Source organism: Thalassotalea mangrovi, from assembly GCF_005116735.1.
Lineage (GTDB): Bacteria > Pseudomonadota > Gammaproteobacteria > Enterobacterales > Alteromonadaceae > Thalassotalea_A > Thalassotalea_A mangrovi.
Window position 1 is genome coordinate 44,015 of record NZ_SWDB01000040.1, and the last position, 7,266, is coordinate 51,280.

A 7,266-nucleotide genomic window follows, 5' to 3' on the forward strand; every position below is an offset into this window, starting at 1 on the left:
TGCTTGTTATAACTCTATTATTAATAAATGATAGGTTTTAAAGCAATCGACTAATCTGCGTGCTTTAACATTTGTCAAACAACAAATTGCTTCAGCTAAAAACAGGAGAAACGACGTGAGTGCAGGAGTATCGAACTGGGAAGACATTCTTTTGTTGGATAAACAATTGAATGAAGATGAGCGGATGATCCGCGATATGGCCCGGGATTTTTGTCAGGAGCAATTACAACCCGGCATATTGATGGCAAATCGAGAAGAGCACTTCGACGCCAACATCATGCGCCAGTTTGGTGAACTGGGCTTGCTCGGTGCGACCATTGATGGCTATGGCTGCCCTGGCGTTTCTTATGTATCTTATGGCCTGGTTGCCCGGGAAGTAGAGCGCGTTGACTCTGGTTATCGCAGTGCGATGAGTGTGCAATCGTCATTGGTTATGCATCCCATTTATACCTGGGGTAGTGATGCCCAGAAAGAGAAATACCTACCAAAACTTGCCACCGGTGAGTGGATTGGCTGTTTCGGCCTTACCGAACCGGATGCCGGCTCCGATCCGGCCGGGATGAAAACCCGCGCTAAAAAAGTTGCCGGTGGTTATCAGTTAACCGGTAGCAAGATGTGGATCACCAACTCACCGATTGCCGATGTGTTTGTGGTCTGGGCGAAAAGCGAAGCCCATGACAATCAGATTTGTGGTTTCGTTCTGGAAAAGGGCATGCCAGGTCTGTCAGCACCGAAAATTGAAGGGAAAATGAGTTTAAAAGCCTCAATTACCGGCGAGATTGTAATGGATAATGTGTTTGTACCGGAAGAAAACATGTTTCCGGACGTGCGTGGCTTACGGGGACCATTCAGCTGTTTGAATATGGCCCGCTACGGTATTTCCTGGGGGGCAATGGGTGCGGCTGAAGATTGCTGGCATCGCGCCCGATTATACGGCCTGGACCGCAAACAATTTGGCAAGCCATTGGCGCAGACTCAGCTGTTCCAGAAAAAACTAGCCGATATGCAAACCGAAATCACCCTCGGCCTGCAGGCATCGCTTCGGGTTGGTCGCCTGATTGATGAAAAAGACTTTGATCCGACCATGATTTCCCTGGTGAAGCGCAATAACTGTGGCAAAGCGCTGGAAATCGCCCGCATGTCACGAGATATGCATGGTGGTAACGGTATTGCCGACGAATTCCATGTGATTCGGCACATGATCAATCTGGAAACGGTGAATACTTACGAAGGTACTCACGATGTTCATGCACTGATCTTAGGTCGGGCGCAGACCGGGCTACAGGCGTTTTTCTAAGATAACAAGCTGACTTTTCTGACACTTAGCTGTCGGAAAAGTCATTCACGACTTACCCGGTACGTTTAATAGCCTCACCAAACCAGGAGGTAACCAATTCGTTGCGGGTAATCACCGCGCAAGCATTTATGATGACGTGTTTTTTACGAAGAACGACAGTTTTATGCCGATGAATTGCCGCGCTCTAATCAGGCACTACCGGCAGTATTTTCCAGAATATCAGTCACTAAATATTAATAATGGGGACGCAATATGCTACCGGTAATCTGTTTTGGTGAAGCCTTAATCGACTTTCTCGGTACCGGCAAAGATGCTCTGGGTAATCCTACTTATAGCCAATTTCCCGGTGGCGCCCCGGCAAACGTGGCGGTTGCAATTGCCCGACTTGGCGGTGATAGCTTTTTTGCCGGCATGCTCGGTGAGGATATGTTTGGCCAGTTCCTTGAAGAGGCGATGTTGCAATCCGGGGTAAAACTGGATTATCTGAACTTTACCCGCAAGGCTAAAACCGGACTGGCGTTCGTCGCTTTAGATGCCTGTGGTGAACGTAGTTTCGAATTCTATCGACCACCTGCCGCCGATTTACTTTATCAACCGCACCACCTCGGTCAGCAGGCGTTTGCCAACAAGGGAATTTTTCATTTTTGTTCAAATAGCCTGACCGAAAACTCAATAGCCCATACCACAGAAACCCTGGTGGCAAATGCCAGACAGACCAGTCAACTGATTAGTTTTGATATCAACCTTAGGCAAAACCTCTGGCCTTCAACCAGGAACATCCGTTCGACCATTAACCGTCTGCTCGACCAGGCCCATATCTTGAAATTTTCTCGTGAAGAACTGGAATTTATGGCGGAATCACTGGCAACCGAGACCTATATTCAACAACTGCTCAGTAATCAGACACTCTTGATTTTGATCACCGATGGCGGTGAACCGCTTCAATGGTTTAGCCAATTTGGGCAAGGCCAGGTGGAACCACCTCAGATCACGGTAAAAGATACCACGGCTGGTGGCGATGGTTTTATTGGTGGTTTTTTGTATCAACTGGCAAGGGCGAATATAGGTAGCGATGAGCTGGCCGATTTTTGTCGGCTGCCGGATCTGACCGCTGCACTTGAGTTTGCCTGTTGCGCGGGTGCCTGCACGGTCAGTAAACCCGGAGCTTTCTGGGCGCTACCCAGTCTTTCGGAAGTAGAACAATTACTGGAGAACCCGTAATCGAATATAACAATTTCGGCTGTTCGACTCTAAAAGCTGCGCATCCAGACCAGGCATTTCTGCTATCCTTTTAATCTGCACCAATGAACCCATTTCTATTATTCCGCCAGCAGCAACATACCGCTAACGTCAGACCCTGCTTTATTGCCTGAATGACCTTATTCCCAAGTTGGCACTTTCCACTTGTATATACAACAAGGATCGACTATGATGCTTGGCAGACAAGATGTATATACAAGTTGGTTAGCCATCTTAAAATTCATCCATGCTATATAATTCAAATGGCCTGAAGGAAAAGCACCTCAGGTCGGTTAATAATACCAATCAAATTAAATTATTGCTCACTCAGTGAGAATTTACAGGCGTTTAGACAAGGCTTTGATTGCAGAGAATGGTCGTTCCATTGTCAAAATCAGTAACGCAGGATAAACGCCTTTAAAACTCACCCGTAGGGAGTTTACCAGAGGTCCATTTAAGGCCCTAGATTTCAATAATATAGAATGACTATATCAATGAAATCTATGTTGTAACTGAACCTCTGCCCAAACTCTGAGTTGTGCACAAACTTAATGTAATTGGTATAAGGCTGAGCAGTTTAACAGACATCATGAGCACTCCTAAATTTACTCAGATTAAAGATCATATTCGCGCCCAGATCGAATCCGGCGAGTTACCGGAACTGGCTCGGGTTGCTTCTGAGAATGAACTGGCCGAACAATTTCAAGTGTCGCGGATGACCGCGCGCCGGGCATTGCAGGAGTTAACGGAAGAAGGAGTGCTTAGTCGCTCAAAAGGCGCTGGTACCTTTGTTGCCAGTTTTAAATCCCAGTCCTCGGTTTTGCAGATACGTAGCATTAAAGATGAAATTAATGAAAACGGTGGTATTTATTCTGCCCAGTTACTGCAACTGGACAGCGTCCCCGCCGACGATGAAATCGCTAAAAACCTGCAGATAAAAGCCGGTAGCAAGGTATTTCAATCGGTTGTTTTACACCGCAATAATGGCCTGCCGGTGCAGCTGGAGCAACGATTCGTCAATGCCAGTTTGTTGCCAGCCTATGGGGAACAGGATTTTTCAAAACTGACGCCACATGAATACCTGTCACAGGAAGCACCTTTGACCGAAGCAAGTCAGGAAATTGCCGCGGTCGTTGCTAAAGACTCCGTTTGTGAGCATTTGCAAACCCCTGAACAAACGGCATGCTTACAAATCAAACGCCGCACCTGGTCTCGAGCCGGGGTGGTTTCATTCGCAATTCTAACCTCGCCAGGAGATCGTTATCGCCTTGGCGGGCATTCTGTTTTTAATTAAGTAGTAGGAGAGATCATGTCTTCAGACCCTCGTCTCGACAAATCGCGCGTTATTCGCGCTGACCGTGGTAGCGAAATCACCGCTAAAAGCTGGTTGACCGAAGCAGCCAAGCGTATGTTAATGAACAATCTGGATCCGGAAGTTGCGGAACATCCACAATCACTCGTTGTATACGGTGGTATTGGCCGAGCAGCCCGTAACTGGGAGTGTTACGACAAGATCATCGAAGTGTTAAATCGCCTTGAAGACGATGAGTCACTATTAATTCAATCGGGCAAGCCAGTTGGCGTTTTTAAAACCCACAAAGATGCGCCTCGAGTATTGATTGCCAACTCGAACCTGGTTCCAACCTGGGGTAACTGGGAACACTTCAATGAACTGGATAAAAAAGGCTTGATGATGTACGGCCAGATGACGGCCGGTTCATGGATTTACATTGGCTCCCAGGGCATTGTCCAAGGTACCTATGAGACCTTTGCAGCTATGGCTAATCAACACTTTAATGGTGATGCCAAGGGTAAGTGGGTACTAACTGGCGGCCTTGGTGGCATGGGTGGTGCTCAACCTCTTGCGGCAACCATGGCAGGCTTCTGTGCGTTAGTCGTTGAGTGTGATGAAACCCGCATCGATTTTCGTTTGAAAACACGCTATGTCGACAAAAAAGCAACCACGCTCGATGAAGCATTAACCATGATTGACGAAGCGATTGCCGATGGCAAAGCGATTTCTGTGGGGCTTTTAGGCAATGCTGCTGATGTATTCCCGGAACTGGTGAAGCGCGGTATCACCCCAGACGTTGTTACCGACCAGACTTCTGCACATGATCCACTCAATGGTTACCTGCCAAAAGGCTGGACCATGGAACATGCAGCTGAAATGCGTAAAAAAGATGAAGCTGCTGTGGTTAAAGCGGCCAAGCAATCAATGGCGATTCAGGTTCAGGCGATGCTTGATCTTCAGGCAGCAGGTGCAGCCACTACCGATTACGGTAACAACATCCGTCAGATGGCGTTGGAAGAAGGTGTGAAAAACGCTTTTGATTTCCCAGGCTTTGTTCCGGCATATATTCGTCCATTATTCTGTGAAGGTATTGGTCCATTCCGCTGGGTAGCACTATCGGGCGATCCGGAAGATATCTACAAGACTGACGCCAAGGTTAAAGAATTAATTCCAGATAACCCACATCTTCACAACTGGTTAGATATGGCGAAAGAGCGTATCGCATTCCAGGGCTTGCCAGCACGTATTTGCTGGGTTGGCTTAAAAGATCGTGCTCGTCTGGCCCGAGCCTTCAATGAGATGGTTAAAAATGGGGAATTAAAAGCTCCAATCGTCATTGGTCGCGATCACTTAGACTCAGGTTCAGTGGCTTCACCAAACCGTGAAACGGAAAGCATGCTTGATGGTTCCGATGCGGTATCCGACTGGCCATTACTGAACGCCCTGTTGTCCACATCCGGTGGTGCAACCTGGGTGAGCCTGCACCACGGCGGTGGTGTTGGTATGGGCTTTAGCCAGCATGCCGGCGTGGTTATCGTGGCTGATGGTACTGATGAAGCTGATGCTCGCTTATCGCGCGTGCTTTGGAACGACCCGGCGACTGGTGTTATGCGTCATGCGGATGCTGGCTATGACATCGCCATTAATTGTGCCAAAGAGCAAGGCCTTGACTTGCCAATGATCACCAACAAATAAGGAAGCGTCATTATGTCTCAATTAAATATCGTTTCCGGTCAGTTATCGCTGGCGGATCTGCGCAGAGTCAGTCGCGAAGCAGTAAAAATCACCCTGGATTCTAGCTGCTTCGATGCCATTAATAAAAGCGCAGAAGCGGTTCAGAAAGTCATTCGCGAAGACAAAGTGGTTTACGGTATCAATACAGGTTTTGGTTTACTGGCCAATACCCGTATCAAAACCGAAGAACTGGAACTGCTGCAACGCTCTATCGTTCTGAGTCATGCTGCCGGTTACGGTGAGCCAATGGACGAAGCCACGGTGCGCTTGATGATGGTGTTGAAAATCAACTCATTGTCGCGCGGTTTTTCCGGTATTCGCCTGTCAGTAATCGAAGCATTGATCAGCCTGATTAATGCCGAAGTTTACCCTTATGTACCTAAGCAAGGCAGTGTGGGTGCCTCTGGCGACTTAGCACCATTGTCGCATATGGTGTTACCTCTGCTTGGCGAAGGTGAAGTACTGCACAAAGGTGAAGTCATCAGTGCGGTTGAAGGTTTGAAAATTGCCGGACTTGAGCCAGTTACCCTGGCGGCGAAAGAAGGCCTGGCACTATTAAACGGTACCCAAGCCTCGACCGCATTTGCCTTGGAAGGCCTGTTCCTGGCAGAAGATCTATATGCTTCCAGCACCATGATCGGTGCGATGAGCGTCGAGGCAGCAATGGGCTCGCGGGCACCTTTTGATCATCGCGTTCATGCAATCCGTGGTCAGCAGGGGCAAATCGATGCGGCGGCAGCCTATCGCGCCATGTTAACGGATACATCAGAAATCGCTCAGTCTCATATCGATTGTGAAAAGGTCCAGGATCCGTATTCCCTGCGCTGCCAGCCTCAGGTAATGGGTGCGTGTTTAACGCAAATCCGCCAGGCTGCAGAGGTCTTATTGGTTGAAGCGAATGGCGTAACCGATAACCCATTAGTGTTTGCCGATGATGGTGACTTTATCTCAGGTGGTAACTTCCACGCGGAACCGGTGGCGATGGCTGCTGATAACCTGGCAATTGCGATCAGTGAAATTGGAGCGCTGTCAGAGCGCCGTATGGCATTGTTGATCGATGCCAGCCTCAGCAAGCTGCCAGCATTTTTGGTCGAAAATGGCGGGGTAAACTCAGGTTTTATGATTGCCCAGGTGACGTCAGCGGCATTAGCCTCTGAAAATAAGACCCTGGCGCATCCAGCGTCCGTTGACAGCCTGCCAACTTCCGCTAACCAGGAAGACCATGTATCGATGGCAGCGTTTGCCGGTCGTCGTCTGGCGGATATGGCCAGCAACACCCTTGGTGTCATCGCTGTTGAGTATCTGGCAGCCGCGCAAGGCCTTGATTTCCGTGCACCGTTGAAAGCATCTGCAAGTGTTGAAAAAGCCAAAGCAGCGCTACGCGAAAAAGTCGCTTACTACGACAAAGATCGCTACTTTGCACCGGATATTGAAGCTGCAAGCCAGTTACTGGCAAGTGCCTTCGCCCACCAGTTAATGCCAGCCAATACCCTGCCAAGCGTATAATTACCTGGTATTTTCTTTTAAAGCCCGGATTGTCCCGGGCTTTTTTATAGGTAATTTCTAGCGAAAAATAAATCCCCCCTCCTCCTCCGGCGAAATTCTATATTTGGGACACCCGCATATTTTTACTATTCACGTTTTCTCAAAGTTTAAATTCTGGGGTGTCCTGAATTAGCACGTTTTGGGACACCCACTAATT

General features: G+C 48.5%; 5 protein-coding genes. All 5 read left to right on the forward strand.

Features of this window, described 5'->3' with window-relative positions:
* Nucleotides 1-115 precede the first annotated feature (115 nt).
* The 5 genes from E8M12_RS15585 (at nucleotide 116) to hutH (ending at nucleotide 7,070) form a co-directional block, all read left to right on the forward strand.
* On the forward strand, nucleotides 116-1,297 hold the full coding sequence (locus tag E8M12_RS15585) for an acyl-CoA dehydrogenase (RefSeq protein ID WP_136737195.1): 1,182 nt from the start codon (nucleotides 116-118) through the stop codon (nucleotides 1,295-1,297).
* A 252-nt stretch (nucleotides 1,298-1,549) separates the two neighbouring features.
* Complete coding sequence (locus E8M12_RS15590; RefSeq protein WP_136737196.1) at nucleotides 1,550-2,518, forward strand: carbohydrate kinase family protein; 969 nt, start codon at nucleotides 1,550-1,552, stop codon at nucleotides 2,516-2,518.
* A 607-nt stretch (nucleotides 2,519-3,125) separates the two neighbouring features.
* The gene (hutC, locus tag E8M12_RS15595) at nucleotides 3,126-3,830 is read left to right on the forward strand and encodes a histidine utilization transcriptional repressor HutC (RefSeq protein WP_136737197.1); all 705 of its coding nucleotides are present in this window, start codon (nucleotides 3,126-3,128) and stop codon (nucleotides 3,828-3,830) included.
* A gap of 15 nt (nucleotides 3,831-3,845) precedes the next feature.
* Entirely contained in the window at nucleotides 3,846-5,525 is a 1,680-nt protein-coding gene (gene hutU / locus E8M12_RS15600; RefSeq protein ID WP_136737198.1) for a urocanate hydratase, read from the forward strand.
* A gap of 12 nt (nucleotides 5,526-5,537) precedes the next feature.
* A complete protein-coding gene (gene hutH / locus E8M12_RS15605) occupies nucleotides 5,538-7,070 on the forward strand; it encodes a histidine ammonia-lyase (RefSeq protein WP_136737199.1) in 1,533 nt (510 codons plus the stop codon).
* The last annotated feature ends 196 nt before the right edge of the window (nucleotides 7,071-7,266 follow it).

Coding starts and splice junctions, on each gene's coding strand:
- hutU (WP_136737198.1), top strand. CDS start 3,846: ATGTCTTCAGACCCTCGTCTCGACAAATCGCGCGTTATTCGCGCTGAC.
- hutC (WP_136737197.1), top strand. CDS start 3,126: ATGAGCACTCCTAAATTTACTCAGATTAAAGATCATATTCGCGCCCAG.
- E8M12_RS15590 (WP_136737196.1), top strand. CDS start 1,550: ATGCTACCGGTAATCTGTTTTGGTGAAGCCTTAATCGACTTTCTCGGT.
- hutH (WP_136737199.1), top strand. CDS start 5,538: ATGTCTCAATTAAATATCGTTTCCGGTCAGTTATCGCTGGCGGATCTG.